This is a genomic window from Stenotrophomonas sp. STEN031, from assembly GCF_056759975.1.
In genome coordinates, this window is the sequence record NZ_JBRREA010000048.1 from 1 (window position 1) to 14,754 (window position 14,754).

Genomic DNA, 14,754 nt, shown 5'->3' on the forward strand with positions numbered 1-14,754 from the left:
AACTCCCCCCCCCCCCGGAGCGTCCTGCCCGCCCAGCGCTGGTCGGGGGGCCTATTACGGCACCCCGGGGCGCCTTCGTGGGCTCGGCACTACATCAAGGCATCACAGCTGCCAGCCCCATCTGCACCATGCATAGGGGTATTCCTGCGACCGCTCGCATAGACCTGCCCGCACCGGGTTATGCAGCAGATAGTTCGCCACACCGCGTAGCGATTCGTCCTGCCTGATTGCATGATCGTGATAACCGCTCTGCCAGATTGATCCTGCACCACTGGTCGCCCTTCCTGAGCGCGACTTCAGGCGCTGCAGGCATCCACCCAGCGATCCGGATTGCAGCTGTAACAGCCAGTGCAGATGATCGGGCATCACTATCCAGGCAAGGCTATGGGCGATGCCCGACAGTTCGCAATGACGAATTGCTTCGATCAGGTGTCCGGCGTTCTCGCGATTCGCAAACAGCGGCATCCGCCCGGCGGTCACCGTGGTGATTGAGTAGATGTTGTTGGGCAGCGATACACGCCCGAGGCGCAGTTTTGGACTGGACATCGCTGCAGCCTGAGGCCGGCGATCGAGAAGGTCCGTCAGTGATTCAAGGCCGCATTTGTAGTGCCGAGCCATGCTCGGCATGGGGCATTACCGGTAACGCCTCTGCCGAGCATGGCTCGGCACTACATTGGCTTTGCTGGTAACGCCTCTGCCGAGGCTTTGCTGGTAACGCCTCTGCCGAGCATGGCTCGGCACTACATTGGCGTTACTGGTAACGCCTCTGCCGAGCATGGCTCGGCACTACATTCCCGCCCTTGCGCCGAAGGCGCAAGGGCGGGCAACACGTCAGCGCTTCTTGCCAGCTTCGGCACCCAACCAGCGGTCCAGCCAGTCTTCGCTTTCGGCCAGAATCGTCATGATCGATTCGCGTGCGCGGTAACCATGCGATTCGTTCGGCAGCATCACCAGCCGCGAGGTACCACCCAGGCCCTTCACCGCGGCGAACATGCGCTCGCTCTGGATCGGGAAGGTGCCGGAGTTGTTGTCGTCCACGCCATGGATGAAGAGGATCGGATCCTTGATCTTGTCGGCGTAATTGAACGGCGACATCTTCTGGTAGACCTCCTGCGCCTGCCAGTAGTTGCGCTCTTCGGCCTGGAAGCCGAACGGCGTCAGCGTGCGGTTGTACGCGCCGGAACGCGCAATACCCGCCTTGAACAGACGCGTATGCGCCAGCAGGTTCGCGGTCATGAAGGCGCCATAGGAATGGCCACCCACGGCGATGCGCTCACGGTCACCCACGCCACGCTTCACCACTTCATCCACTGCCGCCTGTGCGCTGGCCACCAGCTGCTGCACATAGGTGTCGTTCGGCTCGGTGTCACCCTCGCCGACGATCGGCATGGTCGGGTTGTTCAACACCACATAGCCCTTGGCCAGGAACGCCTGCGGTCCCCAGTAGCTGATCGCATTGAAGCGATGCGGCGAGCCGCTGACCTGGCTGGCATCGGCGGCGGATTTGAACTCGGCCGGATACGCCCACATCAGCAACGGACGCGGGCCATCCTTCTTGGCGTCATAACCTGGCGGCAGCAGCAGATCGGCGGTGAGTTCCACACCGTCGGCACGCTTGTAGCGGATCTGCTCCTTCTTCACTCCACGCAGCTGCGGCAGCGGATGGGCGAAGTGGGTCAGCTCGACCGGCTCCGCGTCGGCGGCCAGACCACGCGCATACAGATTGGCCGGCACATCATTGGATTCGCGGTAGGTCAGGATGCGACCAGCTTCGCCTTCGATGATGCCCAGCGGCATTTCGTAATACGGCGCCTGCGAGTGGAACAGTCGTTCGCTCTTGCCACTGGCCAGATCCACGCGATCCAGGAACGGTCGGTCGCCCTCCGCCGATGCGCCGTCACCAATGCGATAGAAACTCTTGCCATCTGCACTGAGCTGGAGCCGCGAGCGACCACCGTCATCCATCTGCAGCAAGGGCTCACCCGGGTCGCTGTAGCGGTCGTCTTCCGAACGCTGGACCAGCAGGGTCGCGACCTGGTCCAGATGATCCGGCGCGATCTTCCACTGCTTCACCTGGCGGCTCTTCCACCAGTACTCATCCAGCAGCGCCAGTTCGCCGTTGGCCCAGGTAACACCTGCATAGCGCGAGCCCAGCTGTGCCAGCGTCACCGGCGGCTTGTCGAACGGTGCCGCCTGCAGCAGCACCGCATCGCGCACCTTGGACTCGCGCGACGGATCGCCGCCGTCCTGTGCTTCGGCCCACACCAGCGAGGCCGGCGCATCGGCGCGCCAGCTGATCGAACGCACACCCGTCGGCACGGCATCGTTGCCGGTTGGCAGGCCATCCACCAACGGCAGCCGTGCCACCGTGTGCACCAGCTTGCCCTGCGCATCCAGCACTTCGATGTTGCGCGGGAAGCGGCTGACCGGCACCGCATAGGAGAACGGCCGCTGCACGCGCTGGCTCAGCAGGTAATTGCCATCGGGCGAGGCCGACAGGCCCAGATAGATGCCTGCCGCGCCAACCGGCTTACTGTCGCCACTGATCGACACCCGCACCGGCTGTGCCTGCAGGTAGTAGGCAAACAGACGCGCGTCGTCCTCGTTCTTCAACAGGTCCTGGTAGGTGCGCACCGAGCGCACGCCTTGCCCGGCCTCGGTCTGCTGCACCGCCGGGCCGGTCGGGACGCCGTCGCCGTGCGGCGGCTCACCCTGCCCGGCGGGACGCTGCATCACCAACAGCGCATCGCTGCCCGGCAGCCACGCATAGCCGTTGCCGACGATGCTGTTCAGGCGCTCGGCCACCCGCCGCGCGCTGGCAGTCTGCACATCCACCAACCACAGTTCATTGCTGCCGGTGGCCGGATTCAGCTGGTTGAAGGCCAGGTACTTCTGGTCCGGCGACCACGCCAGCGAGGCCACCGACAGCGGCTGCGGCAGGCCGCTGATCTGGCGCTCCTTGCCATCGGAGGTGGAGGCCAGCCACAGCTTGCTGCCGAACGAGAAGCGGCTGTCGGACACGGTTTTGGGATTGATGCGCAGGCCGGCCAGCTTCAGCTCCGGGGCCGCCACCTGGGCGATGGACGGCAGCGCCGGGGTCTGCAGCAGCGCAGTCAGGTCACGCTTGGGCGACAGGTACAGGCTGGGCGCACGCGGGGCGTCCACCACCGCCTGCAGCGCGGCCGACGGCAGTCGGTAGCCTTCACCCTGCTGGGCGCCCTTCTGCGCCGCAGGCGGGGTCAGCGCCATGACCGGCGGTACCGCCAGCAGCAGGCCGGCGCACAGCACCAGTGCGGCTGAAGCACGACGACGGCGGTGGGGAGACAGATTCATGGCGCATTCCTATTGGATGGAAACAATTCCCCAACTTAACAATCCCCCTCACCGATGGCCCCTGCCGTTGGTTGGGCCCGCGGCGCTGGCACCTCGCCGCGATATACTGAGCGGCCCGTTCCGAGGGGCGCTGCGACCGTTGGGTGGACCCGTCCACTACAGCCCGTGTTCTTGCACGGACTCCCCACGGCCAGGCTCGGACGGCTTTCACGCAACAACGGCGCCCGGCGAACGCGAGCCTGCTCGCACCACACCGGAGCTCTAAATGAATGCTGTTGCCGCTACCTTCTCGCAGGAAGGTGATTACAAGATCCGCGATATCTCGCTGGCCGATTGGGGCCGCAAGGAACTGGACATCGCCGAGCACGAAATGCCGGGCCTGATGTCGATCCGCCGCAAGTACCAGGCCGAGCTGCCGCTGAAGGGCGTGCGCGTCACCGGCTCGCTGCACATGACCATCCAGACCGCGGTGCTGATCGAGACGCTGAAGGACATCGGCGCCGAAGTGCGTTGGGCCTCGTGCAACATCTTCTCGACCCAGGACCACGCTGCCGCCGCGATTGCCGCCACCGGCACGCCGGTGTTCGCCTGGAAGGGCGAGTCGCTGGAAGAATATTGGGACTGCACCCTGGACGCGCTGACCTTCACCCTGGCCGACGGCACCCTGACCGGTCCGGAGCTGGTGGTCGATGACGGCGGCGACGTCACCCTGCTGATCCACAAGGGCTACGAGCTGGAGAACGGCAGCAACTGGGTCAACGAGCCGGCCTCCTCGCACGAAGAACAGGTCATCAAGAACCTGCTCAAGCGCGTTGCCAGCGAGCGCCCGGGTTACTGGGGCCGCGTCGTCAAGGATTGGAAGGGCGTCTCCGAAGAGACCACCACCGGCGTGCACCGCCTGTACCAGCTGGCCCAGGCCGGCACCCTGTTGATCCCGGCAATCAACGTCAACGACTCGGTCACCAAGAGCAAGTTCGACAACCTGTACGGCTGCCGCGAGTCGCTGGCCGACGGCCTGAAGCGTGCGATGGACGTGATGCTGGCCGGCAAGGTGGCCGTGGTCTGCGGCTACGGCGACGTCGGCAAGGGCTGCGCTGCTTCGCTGCGTGCCTACGGCGCGCGCGTGGTGGTCACCGAAATCGACCCGATCTGCGCCCTGCAGGCCGCGATGGAAGGCTTCGAGGTCAACACCATCGAATCCACCCTGGGCCGTGCTGACCTGTACGTCACCACCACCGGCAACAAGGACATCATCCGCATCGAGCACCTGAGCGCGATGAAGGACCAGGCCATCGTCTGCAACATTGGTCACTTCGACAATGAAATCCAGGTCGATGCGCTGGTGGCTTACAAGGGCGTGCAGCACATCAACATCAAGCCGCAGGTGGACAAGTATGTGTTCCCGAACGGCAACGCGATCTTCCTGCTGGCCGAAGGCCGCCTGGTCAACCTGGGCTGCGCCACCGGCCACCCGAGCTTCGTGATGTCCAACTCGTTTGCCAACCAGACGCTCGCACAGATCGACCTGTGGGCGAACAAGGACAGCTACGAGAACAAGGTGTACCTGCTGCCGAAGAAGCTGGACGAAGAAGTGGCCCGTCTGCACCTGGAGAAGATCGGCGTCAAGCTGACCACCCTGACCCAGGAACAGGCCGACTACATCGGCGTGCCGGTCGAAGGCCCGTTCAAGCCGGACCATTACCGCTACTGATTTGCTTTGCCCTGCGTTGCTTTAGCCCCTCTCCCGTTCAAGGGAGAGGGGTTGGGGTGAGAGCAGCTTTGGCCGGTGAAGCCTCTGCCGAGCATGGCTCGGCACTACAGTTTGAGCCCCTCTCCCGTTCACGGGAGAGGGGTTGGGGTGAGGGCCGCTTTGGCCGGTAAAGCCTCTGCCGAGCATGGCTCGGCACTACAGCTTTAGCCCCTCTCCCGTTCACGGGAGAGGGGTTGGGGTGAGGGCCGCTTTGGCCGGTAAAGCCTCTGCCGAGCATGGCTCGGCACTACGGTCCTTTCGGGCACGCTGCAAGGGTTGGAGTGAACGCAAGCTATGCAAGGAACGGGCGCCGCAAGGCGCCCGCTCTGTTTACGGCACAATCGGTCCGACACGATTGTCTGCCCGACGCCATGACTGCACCTGTCCCAGAAGCCATCGCCACACAGCTCGCCCTGGCCTGCGAGGTGGTCCAGCAACAACTGGCAGCCAACCTGCTCGCCATTTACCTGTATGGCTCCGCCCTCGACGGTGGTTTGAAACCACGCAGCGACATCGACCTGCTGGTGATCGTGGCCCAGCATCCCGACGCCGCCACCTTGCGACATCTGCAACGCGAGCTATTGGCCATCTCAGTCCCGCCCGGCCAACACGCAACACGGCGGGCATTGGAAGCAACGGTCATCAGCCTCACCGAAGTGATGCCCTGGCGCCATTCCGCACGCCGCGAACTGCAGTTCGGCGAATGGCTGCGCCAGGACATCGGCGCCGACATCCTGGAACCGCCTACGCACGACCCGGACCTCGCCATCCTCCTCACCAAGGCACGCCAACACAGCATCGCCCTGCAGGGCCCTGCCATCACCGAGCTGCTACCGCCGGTAGCCAAGCGCGATTTCCAGCAGGCACTGGCAGACACGCTGTTGCTGTGGAATAGCGCGGAGGACTGGGATGGTGAGGAAGCCCACATCGTGCTTACCCTGGCACGCATCTGGTACAGCGCGCAGACCGGAAACATCGCGCCGAAGGATGTCGCCGCCGACTGGCTGCTGACGCAATTGCCGGCACACCATCACGCCATTGTCAGCCAGGCCCGGCAGCTGTATCTGGGCCAGGGCGACAGCACTCCCCACTGGCCTGCGGCCGAGCTGGCGGCATTCATTCACGCAGCCAAGGCACGCATTACCGAAATCCTGGCGACACGCCCGCACTGAATCGCCAACGCCCGCACTTTACCGCATCATTCCCAAGCCCCTCCCCTTTGCAGGAAACGCCGATGAGCAGCAGCGAAAGAGTCTAGGGCCCGGCCTCGTATTTCCCGTCCATCGAGAAGACCTACGGCAAGCCGGTGACGCACTGGCTGCAGCTGCTCGATACGCTCAAGGACAAGAAGCACATGGAACAGGTGGCCTTCCTCAAGGAGCAACACAAAATCGGCCATGGCCACGCCAACGCCCTGGTCGCCTATCACCGTGCGCAGAGCGGAAGCTGACACAGCCGCCATCGAATGCCCTACGCATCAGCTGTCCCCTTTCCCGTCGACGCCTCCTCTGACAAGAAACACCCACATGCAACCCACACTCATCGAACGTCCCGCCTTCACCGTCATCGGGATGGAGGCACTCTTCCGCGAAGGCGAAGATGGCTACGCCGAACTCTGGCAGCGCTTCATCCCGCGCGAGGACGAGATCACCGGCAAACTCGAACCTGTCGTCAGCTATGGCGTCTGCGCGCCACAACCCGATGGCACCGTCCGCTACATCACCGGCTTCCAGGTGGCTGCAGACGCGCAGATTCCGGAAGGCATGGTCCGCTTCCAGGTTCCTGCGCAACGCTATGCCGTGTTCACCCATACCGGCACCGCCGCGCAGATCAGTGCCAGCTTCCATGCCATCCACGATCATCTGCTAGCCGAGCATGGACTGCAGGCCAGGGACGGCGTTGATCTGGAGCGCTACGACGCGCGTTTTGACGATCCGTTTGATCCGGCCTCGCAGATGGAGCTGCACATTCCGGTGCATTGAGCGGAAACGCGAACAATGCGAACACCGCCTTCTGCCGAGGATCACCACGAACTTCGGCGGCAGGCGGCCAACCGGAGCAGACGGGCGCCGCAAGGCGCCCGTCTGGCATGCGCTCAACGTATCAACCGCGGTGAATGGACACGCCACCGTCCACCAGCATCGCCGCGCCAGTCATGAACGAGGACTGGTCCGAAGCCAGAAACAGCGCCGCCGCCGCTAATTCGCGCGGTTCTGCAATCCGCTTCAACGCATGCATGCGCGCCACCTGCGCCATCGCTTCCGGCGAGCCATTCATCTCATGCGCCATCGGGGTATCGGTGCCGCCAGGCAACAAGGCATTCACCCGCAGGCCCTGCGATCCGAACTCCGAGGCCAATGCCTGGGTCAGGCCAATGATGCCGGACTTGCTGGCCGCATAGGCTGCGGCACCGGCGATGCCCGCCGTATGTCCGACAAACGTCGAGGTAAAGATCAGGCTGCCGCTCCCCGCGCGCAGCATCGCAGGCAACTGGTACTTGGCAGCCAGGAACAACGCGGTGAGATTGGTATCCAGCGTGCGCTGCCAATCGGCCAGCGTTACCTCCGGCGTCGGCCCCAGCGGCCCCATCGTGCCTGCGTTGTTGAAGGCCACATCCAATCGCCCGTATTGCGCCACTGCCAGATCGACCAAGGCAATCGCGTAGCTTTCGTCGCGAACGTCACCGGCAAGGCACACGGCTTGGCCACCACTGCAGGAAATCTCCGCCACCAGTTGATTCAACTCTGCGCCGCGGCGCGCACCCAGCACCAGCGCCGCCCCCTCGGCCGCGAACAACAGCGCCGCGGCACGGCCAATACCGGAACTGGCACCGGTGATGATCACGACCTTTCCTTGTAGCTGCATCATGTAGGCTCCAATCAATGAAGGAAGCGCATGCTGCATCCTCGACAGCAGCATTGCCCGCCAGATTCGGACAGCTAAGCCAACGCAGCAGGATCGCAACCGGAATCAGTGCACGATGGCTGCAATCACGCCGCAGGAGAGAACATGAGCGACTTCGTCACGGTGCGTTTCACCCTTGCCGTGCGGGACCTGGCCAGATCCACCGACTACTACGCCTCGGTCCTTGGCCTGCAGATGGACTTCACCGCACCCGGCTGGAGCTTCATGTCACGCGGCAGTTTCCGGGTGATGCTGGGCGAGTGCAGCGATGCAACACCGCCACATGCGCTTGGTGACCATGCCTGGTATGGCTACGTCACCGTGTCGGACGCCAGCGCCCTGTTCGAGGAGTACCGAACCGCAGGTGCCGAATTCATCCAGCCGCTTGCCGACAAACCTTGGGGCATGCGCGAGTTCGGAGTGCGCACGATCGACGGCCACAGGATCATGTTTGGCCAGGAGCTTTGAGTCCGGTAGATGCCAGGCACCGGAGAGTGCTTACCCGGCTTAAAAATTGCCGAGCACCCAGGCTGTTGTAGGAGCGGCGTCAGCCGCGAAGCCGGCACATCATCAGATGGCGTTGATAGTCAGGGTTTGGAGACCATCAGCTTCGCGGCTGCCGCCGCTCCTACAAAATGCGGATTCGCCCGGTTGCAAGCGAAGCGCGTGCCCCCTGAGCTTGAACAAACTGCAGCATCAAGATTGCTGTTGTGGGAGCGGCGTAAGCCGCGAAGCTGGAAGATCCGCAGATGGCGCGAATACCCGAAACCTCCGGCACCATCTGCTTCACGGCTTATGCCGTTCCCACAATCAAGAAAAACTTAGATTGCGCCGGGGCGTAAACGCAGGCTGCCCAGTACCTGGTCCCACAGCCCCAGCGCCTGTGCGTCATCACGGAATGCCGGCACGTCGGCCTTCTCGTCGGTCAGCAGCTGCAGTGACAGGAACGGGAACTGCAACGACTCCGCACGGCCCTGCGATTCCCACAGGAAGGCATACATCCTGCGCCCGTCACCTTCAGCATGGGCGAGAATCTCCTGCCCCTGGATCGGCCCGACGTTGCGCTCACCCCGCCGCAGGTTACGCATTCGTGCCGCAGCGGCAGCATATTCCGGCGGCAGATCCGAGGCCCGTTGCAGCAAGGGCTGATCCGGCTTGCCGGTGACATAGGACATCAACGTCATGCGTGCACCTGGATAGGCACGTGGACGCAAGCCGATGGTCATCTCCTCACTATTGATGCGATTGCCGGATATGAAGCCGGAATCAATGCAGAAGCCCGCGGCGGTCGGAATGGTACTGGGATCGCGGTAACTGATCCTCGGCCGCAGTGCGCGGTAGTTCTCGATCGCCGCCGGCAACTTCGCCGCCTCGGTTTCGCCGCTGACCAGGTACTGCACGTTGTGCGCAGGGTCCAGCACATACAGCTCCTGGCGATGACCTGCACGGCTGCTTTCGCTGAGCCACGACGTGACCAGCACCGCGTTTTCGTCCAGCCGCGTCTCGCTGACCGACATGGACTCCCCGGCCCGATGGCGCGCGGCCTTCAACGCCGCGATACGCGCAGCCACCCGCTGCCGAAACACCTCCGCCGATACCCCCGTAGTCGTCTCCACCTTCTTGCGTGCATACACATAGCCGGGCTGGATCGTGGTCGCCGCAGGAACATCCAGCAGGAATCGCCCAACACACAAAGTCTTCATTTCGCTTCCCTGTCGTTTCGCTGCCGCGCCGGCAACGCCGCCCGAGGCAAAGGTCAGTAGTACCGCAGCCAACACGCTGCGCAGCAGCGGCCGGCGCGTCATCGCGTGCAACACCTCACGCCCAGTCCGCGCCCTGCGCGAAGCGGACGGCGGCATACAGTGTTGCCCAGCGGGTGCGCTCGTCGTTGTAGCTGCCTTGATGGTCATAGCCTTTCTTACCTTTCAATGCGTACTGGCCGGTGCCGAAACTGCCCTGGCGGAAACACCCTGTAACCTCAGCTTTGGGGGCCGCACCTGAACACGCCGGTACTGTGCCATCACCCGGGTCGGTGGGATCGGCGATCTCCAGTTTGATCACCCCCACTGCATCCTTCAGTTTGATCTTGCCGTTGCGGTTGTCCGACACCGGCGTCACCGAGTCCACGCTCGTCATGCGACCACCGCTCCAAACCAGCGAGCCCCAGGCAAGCTGCTTGGCGTCATCACCGTAGTGGGCGAAAGTCGGCTTGTGGTACTTACGCATGATGTCCTTGTGGAAATCACGCACGCCTTCGATATTGATCTGGAAGCTGGTGCGTGGCGTAAGCGCTGGGCCATCCTCCTCCTCACGCGCCGAAGCCGCCGCTGCCGTTGGCGCGCTCGGATCGAGCAATTCGGTATTGCCCTCGGGCACCAGTCCATACCATTTGGTGTTGAGGTAGATCTCGTTGTAGGGATCGCCGCCCACAGGCAAGCGCGTGCCCTCATCGCCCAGTTGCAGCCAGGCCTTGCCTTCGTTGTAGTCGGCGGCGGGCAGCAACTCCAGACCGCCGGCGGACCTGGCCAGGATCGCCACCACCTCACCGGCGTTGCGGCCCAGGATGATGCTGGAGGCACCGGTATAGCCGGCACGGCAGTGGTGGTAGGTCGCCGCTGCGCCGGTCGCTGGCATCACGCCATGGGAGATGCCCAGCAACTTGCCGTAGTTGGATACCTGTGACACCGCGCGCGACACCAGCCCGCCCATTGAGTGGGTCACCAGCAACACTTTCCGCGCGTTGATACCTCGCGTTGCGTAATACGGCAGGATCACATTGTCGATGCGGGCGATGATGTCCTGGGCCGAGATGCGATTGCTCTGCAGCCAGTTGTATCCCCCCGACCAGACCTCGAAACGATAGTGCGCCGCGTGCTTGACCTGCTGCTGGGTAAGCGCGGCATTGCCGCCCACCATCTCGCCATACTCAGCCGGCGCGCGTGCGCCTTCCTCCGCCCACCATGGCTGCAGCTTGCCCGCCGACATCAGGTCATTGAGCTTGCGCTGCATCTCGGCCATGACCGGGTTGTAGGCCGAACGCATCAACTGGCCCCAACCACGCTCGCGCGCCAGCGCTTCGGGAATGGTGCCTTCCGCATCCAGCGAGCCGCGGTCATCCACCTCCGAGGTCAACGGATTCAGCAGCCGCTGCCGCGTGGCGGCGCCACGGAACAGGAACACGAACATCTGCCCGATCGCGCCCAGCACCGCGCCGACACCGTCGGTGTTCGGCGGCCGCCATACCGGGTCACCGGTGATCTTCGACTTCAGATTCGTACCCATGATGCCGGGCAGGAAAATGACCGGAATCACCGCGTCGGTATCGGCTTCGACCACCTTGTCGCGTTTGTCCTTGACCTGGGTGAGCCGCGCACGCGCGACCGGCCGGCCATCCTCGTCCCAGTCTCCGCTGGGCAGCACAACTTCCTGTTTCTCTTCCATGCCCTAGACCTTCCCCAGAATCTTGATCAGCACTTCATCGATGCCCTGTCCGCGCTGCCGTGGCAGGCGCCCCTGCGCATCGGTGACCACCTCGCTGCGCCCGCCATCACCGCGGGTGATCTGCACCCGCGTATTGGCCATGGGTTCGCCCGTGGCACGGTGCCGCACCACGTACACATCATCAAATTGTGCGTCCGGCCAACTGTTCATTTCAGTGGACAGATGGGTGGCAGCGAGGAAGCTCTTCTTGCTCGCATGCACGGTGATCTTGCCCGGGCAGTTGAAGCTGATATTGCCCCCCTCAATGGTGACGCTGGCACCACCGGTGGTAGCGATATGGACGGTCTTGCCCGCGCTGAGCTCCACCACGCCCTGCGCACTGGCTGCGCGCAGCGCCTGCCGTGACTGCAGGCGCACCTCGTCATGTTGTGCCTGCACATTCAACGCATCGGTACCGGCCACCACGCTCAAGGCATTGCCGCCGTCGGCACCACTCTCCACTGCGCTGGCCAGCATGCCGATGGCCTGACCCGCATGCAGGCGTGCAGCGCCCATCACGGCGGTATCGCTGTCGCCGCCACTGGCCAACAGCAGGCCTTCCCCTACCGACCAATGCAGCGCCTGCCCGGCGACGTGAACAATCCCTGCCGGCGCCGCGAAGCCCAGCAGCGGGTCACCGCTATGTGGTACCCGGCCATCGCCGGCCGTTGCCTGCCGCTGCCCAGCCTCGTCGCTGGCAGCCTGGTAGTCGGCACCGGACACCGTGGTCCTGGCACTGGCCAGCATCGCCGCCAGCGGTGCCTGGTCCGGCATGATGCTGGAGCGATCCTTGCCGCGCGCACCTTCCTTCATCGCCAATGCAGTGGTCAGGTGCGTGCGTGCCGCTTGATTGAAGCGCGTGCTCAAGACCTGCAACTGATTGAGCAACGCCGCCGGTTGCACGGCTTCACCCGCGGGACTCCCGGCCCGATGCGCATAGGCACTGAACCACGCGCCCGAGGTAGTGCGCACCGCACCCCAGGCATCACTGCGCAGTTCGAAACCAGTGCCACGCAGGCTGCCGCGGAAGTTGTCGGCCTGATGGCGCAGATGGCCAAGGCTCAACTGCGAGGTCTGCTGGCTGCTGGCCAGCTGCACCCGCAACTGCTGGTCGCTGTCGTCAAACAGCAGGTGATTGCTGCCTTCGCCGCCCTCCCATTCGCGCGACCGGATACCCCACATCGCCCCGGCATTACGGTGTGCATCATCGCCTGCACCGGCCCCATGCCAGGCCGGTGCATGGCCACCACTCAGGTTGCCCTGTGCGCTGGCAGTGCCATCGCGCGCCTGCGCATATGCGCTGTGATCCGCATCGGCACTGGCGCCAGCCGGCGTAGGCGCAATACCCGCTTCGCCACGCCCGTTGTACAGGGCACCCAGCACGATGGGCCTATCGATATCGCCATCGAGGAACCCGACCAGCACCTCCTGCCCGATGCGCGGCAGGAACTGTGCACCAACCCCGGGGCCCGCATAACGTTGGGCTACCCGCAACCAGGTGGTGTCGCCCTGCCCGTCCTGGAAATGGAAGCGCACTCGAATCCGGCCAAGGTTGTCGGCGTGCACGTCCTTGCTGTTGCCGCCCTGCCCCGCGACAACCACCGCCGTCTGATAACCCGGCACGGTCGGCCGTGGATTCAGCCGATGGCCATTGCCATCCTCCAGCGCAGGCCGCCAAGGCAGGTTACGCTCCGTGGCCTTGAAGCGATTGGCGTAACCTACTTTCTCGGCCTGCTCCCACAGCCCTGCATCGCCTGCCGCCAGCGGGGCCACACCCAAGGCATCGTCCATCGCTTGCCGCACGTCAGTCGGCAGGTTGTTGACGCCGGCATGCTCCACATCCACCAGCAACAACTCGGGCGTGGTCGCAAACGGTGCCTGCTGCACCTCAAGCCAGGTGCCGGAACGCAAGCCACGCACCGTACCCTGGCCCTGCCAGCTGCGGCCATGGACTTCATGCGCCTGCGCCTGCAAACGGGCGTACCAATCGGCCGCACCGGCATTGCTGAACGCATACGCGCCCACCGCGTCATAACTCTCGCGCCTGGAGGCCTCACCGCCCCCCTCCAGCGGCAGCTGCGTACTGATGCTGCGCACCTGGCGGTAGTCATCACTGAGCAGGCTCAGGCTGGTGCTGCCCAAGGCGCGACGCCGGCCAAGCGTCTGGATGCTGTCCGCGGATTCGGTGGCATCACTGCGATGGAAGCGCACACCGGAGGCGGCACTGCTTGCGTCCTGTGGCAGGCCCAGACTGTCGGCAAAGATCTCCATGCCATTGCCGCATGGCGATTGTTCTTCGGCGTACAAACGCCAACCCAGTCCCTCCTCGGCCAACAGCCGTTGCAGGAAGTCCAGGTCGCTCTCGCGGTACTGCACGCAATAGCTGCGCACGCGCGTACCAATGAATTCGTCGCAGCCTTCGGCCCACCGCCAATTGGCCAGGTCCGGATAGTCGGCAAGCACCGCGTCGACGATCTCGCGCACGCTCTTGTCCTGAAACACCCGGCTGTGGCGCGCATGCTGCAGCCACCAGGTCCACGACCGCAGCGACAGGCGATAGCGCACCAATCCGCCATCACTGCCCAAGCGCTGCGCCTGCGCGACCAGACCGCTACGTTGCTGCTCACCGCCATCGGCCATGCGCATCACCAGCACCGCCTGGGTGCCAAGCAGCGTATCCAGCGCGACACCTTGATCGGTGGACAGCACATCCACATCCGTCTGCGCATGCGCAGACAGTCCATCGCGGCCCCACCAGCGCTCGACCATGCCCCCGTCAAATCCTGGGCAGCGCCACTGGTACTGCCGCTGTGCATCACTCGGCGCAGCCACCTGCGCCATCAGGCTATTCAGCTTATCCATGCCAACCCAATGCCATACCCGCCCGCCCTTCAGCAGACGCAATCGGATCCCCCAGTCCGAATCTATCAGAACTTTCCTATAGCCCGCGTTACGGGTTGGAGGGGGCGGATTGGTGGGGACAGCTTGGAAATTGGCTCAAATTGCGGCCTTTGCGAATGCTTGCGTGAAGACACCAGTTCTATTCACAAATGTGTAGAACTCCACCTGATCGCTCGTAGAGAGACTGGTGTCACGGTTCTTCGATTTCGCCGGGCGCGCCTCAAAACACTTCTGCGATCTGCTTATTGCCAGCTCATGCGTCGCTTAGCGCTCTTCATGATTTTCTTGGTCGGAACTATGTCCCAGCAACTTCCTTGTTACCCCTGAGCAAAGCTGCGCTTCGGCCCCTCCCCTTGCGCAGCAGGGGGAGGTTGGGAGGGGGTTGC

At 63.9% G+C, this 14,754-nt stretch carries 10 protein-coding genes, 1 pseudogene and 1 riboswitch; of the genes and pseudogenes, 5 read left to right on the plus strand and 6 right to left on the minus strand.

From position 1 onward, the window contains the following. Positions 1-102 precede the first annotated feature (102 nt). On the minus strand, positions 103-546 hold the full coding sequence (locus ACVOLQ_RS17365; protein WP_481528766.1) for an REP-associated tyrosine transposase: 444 nt from the start codon (positions 544-546) through the stop codon (positions 103-105). A gap of 285 nt (positions 547-831) precedes the next feature. Then, entirely contained in the window at positions 832-3,333 is a 2,502-nt protein-coding gene (locus tag ACVOLQ_RS17370) for an alpha/beta hydrolase family protein (protein ID WP_481528767.1), read from the minus strand. 116 nt (positions 3,334-3,449) lie between these two features. Continuing rightward, positions 3,450-3,566, plus strand: a riboswitch (S-adenosyl-L-homocysteine riboswitch). A gap of 32 nt (positions 3,567-3,598) precedes the next feature. Here ACVOLQ_RS17370 and ahcY point away from each other — a divergent pair. The 4 genes and pseudogenes from ahcY to ACVOLQ_RS17390 all read left to right on the plus strand — a co-directional run bounded on the left by ahcY (position 3,599) and on the right by ACVOLQ_RS17390 (position 7,065). Further along, positions 3,599-5,044, plus strand: coding sequence for an adenosylhomocysteinase (ahcY, locus tag ACVOLQ_RS17375; RefSeq protein WP_313173409.1), 1,446 nt, complete (start codon positions 3,599-3,601; stop codon positions 5,042-5,044). A gap of 410 nt (positions 5,045-5,454) precedes the next feature. Continuing rightward, positions 5,455-6,255 carry an aminoglycoside adenylyltransferase family protein gene (locus ACVOLQ_RS17380; RefSeq protein WP_481528768.1) on the plus strand — a complete coding sequence of 267 codons (801 nt, stop codon included), beginning with the start codon at positions 5,455-5,457 and terminating at the stop codon, positions 6,253-6,255. Between the two features lie 86 nt (positions 6,256-6,341). Beyond that, positions 6,342-6,533, plus strand: a pseudogene (locus ACVOLQ_RS17385) (DUF4287 domain-containing protein); the annotation flags it as partial. A gap of 76 nt (positions 6,534-6,609) precedes the next feature. Beyond that, a complete protein-coding gene (locus tag ACVOLQ_RS17390) occupies positions 6,610-7,065 on the plus strand; it encodes a GyrI-like domain-containing protein (protein WP_313173406.1) in 456 nt (151 codons plus the stop codon). Positions 7,066-7,186: 121 nt separating this feature from the next. Here the strand turns inward: ACVOLQ_RS17390 and ACVOLQ_RS17395 are convergent, their stop codons facing one another. After that, a complete protein-coding gene (locus tag ACVOLQ_RS17395; RefSeq protein ID WP_481528782.1) occupies positions 7,187-7,948 on the minus strand; it encodes an SDR family oxidoreductase in 762 nt (253 codons plus the stop codon). A gap of 144 nt (positions 7,949-8,092) precedes the next feature. Between ACVOLQ_RS17395 and ACVOLQ_RS17400 the strand changes: the two genes are divergently transcribed. Further along, positions 8,093-8,455, plus strand: a complete 363-nt coding sequence (locus ACVOLQ_RS17400; RefSeq protein ID WP_313173405.1) for a VOC family protein — start codon at positions 8,093-8,095, stop codon at positions 8,453-8,455. A gap of 353 nt (positions 8,456-8,808) precedes the next feature. Here the strand turns inward: ACVOLQ_RS17400 and ACVOLQ_RS17405 are convergent, their stop codons facing one another. Genes ACVOLQ_RS17405 through ACVOLQ_RS17415 form a run of 3 tightly spaced genes read right to left on the minus strand, consistent with a single transcriptional unit; the run spans position 8,809 to position 14,329 of the window. Next, on the minus strand, positions 8,809-9,792 hold the full coding sequence (locus ACVOLQ_RS17405; RefSeq protein ID WP_481528769.1) for a T6SS immunity protein Tli4 family protein: 984 nt from the start codon (positions 9,790-9,792) through the stop codon (positions 8,809-8,811). Positions 9,793-9,805: 13 nt separating this feature from the next. Next, entirely contained in the window at positions 9,806-11,428 is a 1,623-nt protein-coding gene (locus ACVOLQ_RS17410) for an esterase/lipase family protein (protein WP_481528770.1), read from the minus strand. 3 nt (positions 11,429-11,431) lie between these two features. Next, a complete protein-coding gene (locus ACVOLQ_RS17415; protein ID WP_481528771.1) occupies positions 11,432-14,329 on the minus strand; it encodes a type VI secretion system Vgr family protein in 2,898 nt (965 codons plus the stop codon). Between the last annotated feature and the right edge of the window lie 425 nt (positions 14,330-14,754).

What these genes read in the sequence shown, in the direction of transcription:
- ACVOLQ_RS17365 (WP_481528766.1), bottom strand. Translation starts at nt 546, where the DNA reads ATGTCCAGTCCAAAACTGCGCCTCGGGCGTGTATCGCTGCCCAACAAC.
- ACVOLQ_RS17370 (WP_481528767.1), bottom strand. Translation starts at nt 3,333, where the DNA reads ATGAATCTGTCTCCCCACCGCCGTCGTCGTGCTTCAGCCGCACTGGTG.
- ahcY (WP_313173409.1), top strand. Translation starts at nt 3,599, where the DNA reads ATGAATGCTGTTGCCGCTACCTTCTCGCAGGAAGGTGATTACAAGATC.
- ACVOLQ_RS17380 (WP_481528768.1), top strand. Translation starts at nt 5,455, where the DNA reads ATGACTGCACCTGTCCCAGAAGCCATCGCCACACAGCTCGCCCTGGCC.
- ACVOLQ_RS17390 (WP_313173406.1), top strand. Translation starts at nt 6,610, where the DNA reads ATGCAACCCACACTCATCGAACGTCCCGCCTTCACCGTCATCGGGATG.
- ACVOLQ_RS17395 (WP_481528782.1), bottom strand. Translation starts at nt 7,948, where the DNA reads ATGCAGCTACAAGGAAAGGTCGTGATCATCACCGGTGCCAGTTCCGGT.
- ACVOLQ_RS17400 (WP_313173405.1), top strand. Translation starts at nt 8,093, where the DNA reads ATGAGCGACTTCGTCACGGTGCGTTTCACCCTTGCCGTGCGGGACCTG.
- ACVOLQ_RS17405 (WP_481528769.1), bottom strand. Translation starts at nt 9,792, where the DNA reads ATGACGCGCCGGCCGCTGCTGCGCAGCGTGTTGGCTGCGGTACTACTG.
- ACVOLQ_RS17410 (WP_481528770.1), bottom strand. Translation starts at nt 11,428, where the DNA reads ATGGAAGAGAAACAGGAAGTTGTGCTGCCCAGCGGAGACTGGGACGAG.
- ACVOLQ_RS17415 (WP_481528771.1), bottom strand. Translation starts at nt 14,329, where the DNA reads ATGGATAAGCTGAATAGCCTGATGGCGCAGGTGGCTGCGCCGAGTGAT.